The 2,882-nt window shown below is 38.5% G+C and carries 3 protein-coding genes and 1 tRNA gene; 1 reads left to right on the forward strand and 3 read right to left on the reverse strand.

Annotated features, from left to right (window positions below):
- Window positions 1-212, forward strand: a 212-nt coding sequence (locus PHV30_12080) for a hypothetical protein (GenBank protein ID MDD5457750.1), incomplete at its 5' end; no start/stop codon positions are given.
- Here the strand turns inward: PHV30_12080 and PHV30_12085 are convergent.
- The 3 genes from PHV30_12085 to PHV30_12095 form a co-directional block, all read right to left on the reverse strand.
- Window positions 213-299, reverse strand: a tRNA-Tyr gene (locus PHV30_12085).
- A 4-nt stretch (window positions 300-303) separates the two neighbouring features.
- Window positions 304-555, reverse strand: coding sequence for a GIY-YIG nuclease family protein (locus tag PHV30_12090; protein MDD5457751.1), 252 nt, complete (start codon window positions 553-555; stop codon window positions 304-306).
- A gap of 206 nt (window positions 556-761) precedes the next feature.
- Window positions 762-2,882: response regulator (locus PHV30_12095; GenBank protein ID MDD5457752.1), on the reverse strand; the 2,121-nt coding region annotated here is incomplete at its 5' end.

Genomic DNA, 2,882 nt, shown 5'->3' on the forward strand with positions numbered 1-2,882 from the left:
TAGCTCGTGGTGAAGCGAAGATTGGTGGAGAGGGTAGGGTTCGCCCTTCCATCATTGACATCGTATCAATTCTTACAGGGCCGGCCAGACGCACTTTCGCTCCCATCCTGGTCGCTTATCGCAGCTATCGCGCGCGTTCGTCTGGCTTCGAACCAAAGTTGCTTTTATTTTTTAATCATATTATTTGGGAAGCGCCTGATGACATTTTCTGATGGTGGAGAGGGTAGGGTTCGAACCTACGTACGGTAAAACCGGGCAGATTTACAGTCTGCTGCCATTAACCACTCGGCCACCTCTCCATATTTAATACATGCATTTTTCTACATATTGCATTAGTTTAACAGAACTTTTCAGGTTCTTTAATTTTTTCTCAACTTTCATCGCTTCACTTCTGCTACCATATTCTTCTTGATAGATTACATTATATGGTGTATATGCCTTAGTAGATTTTACTCTACCGGCATTGTGTTCTGCCAATCTTTTATCCAAATTACTTGTTTGTCCTATGTAAAACTTATTTTTATTCGTACTTTTTAGTATATATACAGTATACATCTGCCATTAACTCCCGAAATTTCCGAAAGCTCTGCTTTCGATGAAATTTCGAGGATCCTCGAAAAACTAAGTCCCGCTTCCAGCGTGGACTGTTTTTCGGGACACTCGGCCACCTCTCCGTATTAACCTCGGAAAATTATAGGGGTTTTAGAGGGTTTTTACAATAGAAAATTTTGAATACTAACCTGTCAGTTTCCGATAGCATGCTATTTTTTCGAAATATATTCCATGGTTTCCATTTTAAAAACCTGGAATTCCTGAATAAAATTTATCACTAACTTATAGATAATATTCCAGTCATTTCTATGACCTGCGTTTTCGATTGATTCGGCTAATTTGCTTAAATCTATAGCACAGATATTTTTCGCGGACCCTTTTAGAAAGTGTCCTATTCTGATGATTTCTGGTGTATTCCTCTTGTCAACGGCTATTTCCATTTTTTCTATTTTTTCAGTTGTTGTATTTATGAACAAAAGCAGGAGGTCGGAAATAAAAGAAGGGTCATCAAATGATTTATCAACAGATAATCTCCGCATTAAATCAGTATAGTTAAAGATGCTATTTGTCATCTCTGAGCTATCGGTACTTTTTGTAGGGCCGGGATTTGAATCGTTAAATCTGAACAAACCTGAAAGGTACAGAGAGATTACGGATTCAAGTTCCTTAAAATTTACTGGTTTCGTTATATAATCGTTCATTCCTGCTTTAAATGCTTTATCCCGTTCACGGTTCATCACATAAGCACTCATGGCAATTATCGGTATTTTTTTCCCTTTGGGCATATGTCTGATCCTTTTGGTTGCTTCAATACCGTCCATTTCAGGCATTTGAATGTCCATAAATACAAGATCATATTTATTAGCTTTGAACTTGCTTACCGCTTCTTTTCCGTTAATAGCTAAATGTACCTCCAGTCCCATCTGATATAGAATTTTTTTCATTACTTCCAGATTGACCGGATTATCTTCTACCAGCAGAATATTGGGTCTTGAAGCAGAAAACTCTTTAAACAAACCGGTAAACGTTTTTGTTGGTTCAGGTATGTCTGTTGATATTTGTTTAAAGGCCAATTCTATGGAATGTTTTAAATGAGAAATGCGGATCGGTTTAGTTATTGCGGCTGCGAACAGACTGTTGTCGAAGTGTATATTGTGCTGATGACTAAACGGTACCAGATGTATGATTTTTGTTTGTTCAAGCCCTTTAATATTTTTTATGGATGAAACTATTTCCTGGCAGGACATATTGGGAATTTCATAATTGAGGATAATAACATCATAGCAATCTTCATCATGAGAAGCCGCCCGCAGTTTGTTTATAGCATCGTGGCCATTGCTGCAAATATGATAACGGCTGCCCCAGTACTTCAGATGTTCGGACAAGATAATGTTTTCTTTTTCAATGGGGTTAACTATAAGGATGCGTTTACGCAGAAATAAAAAAGAATCTTGTTTCATGTCCGAAGAGTGATTTTGAAGTTTATTAAAATTAAGAAGTACCCAGAATTTTGAGCCTTTCCCTTCTATGCTGATGCAGTCTATTTCGCCTCCCATCATGTTAGTCAGCCTTTTGGCTATGGCCAGGCCCAGACCTGTCCCCTCTATCCGGTGGCTTCCTGATGACTTCAGACGTTCGAAAGAGTCGAAAATATCCTTATAGCGGTTGCTGGGAATACCGATGCCGGTGTCTATAATATCGAACCTTATTCTGTAAGATGAACCTGTGTCGGCAACTAAGGATACATTGATTTGTACTTCCCCCTGATTAGTGTATTTTATGGCATTTGATAATAGATTCAGAAGTATTTGCCGCAGCCTGATGCCATCTCCCATTACCAGTGTGGGGATATTATGAGTGACCAAACAGGATAATTCTATATTTTTTTCTGCAGCCTTGAGTGATAGCATATCTATAACAGTATCCAGCACCTCGCGGATATCGAAAACATTATTATCCAGCTCCATCTTGCCTGCTTCTATTTTGGAATAATCCAGCACCTCATCAATAAGAACTAAAAGAGATTCAGTTGAGTGCTGGATAATATCTATGTATTCCATCTGATTAGAGTCTATTTTTGTTTTGGAAAGCAAATTGCTGACCCCAATAATGGCATTCAGTGGAGTTCGTAACTCATGGCTTAGCGAGGCTATAAATTCATTTTTGGCCAGAGCTGCTTCTTTTGATATATCAGCCAGGCGCAGGGCATCCTCGAGTTGTTTCTGTTTGGAAATATCGTGTATTATTCCATTAATTATCAGTCTTGTGCCCTGTTTAATTAGTTTGGCTGATATTTTGCAATAAATAAGTTTATCGGAGCTCTGGCGCAG

Source organism: Candidatus Margulisiibacteriota bacterium, from assembly GCA_028715625.1.
GTDB lineage: Bacteria > Margulisbacteria > Riflemargulisbacteria > GWF2-35-9 > GWF2-35-9 > JAQURL01.

Bases quoted from the DNA above. Each gene is read 5' to 3' on its own strand.
- PHV30_12090 (MDD5457751.1), bottom strand. From the start codon at position 555: ATGTATACTGTATATATACTAAAAAGTACGAATAAAAATAAGTTTTAC.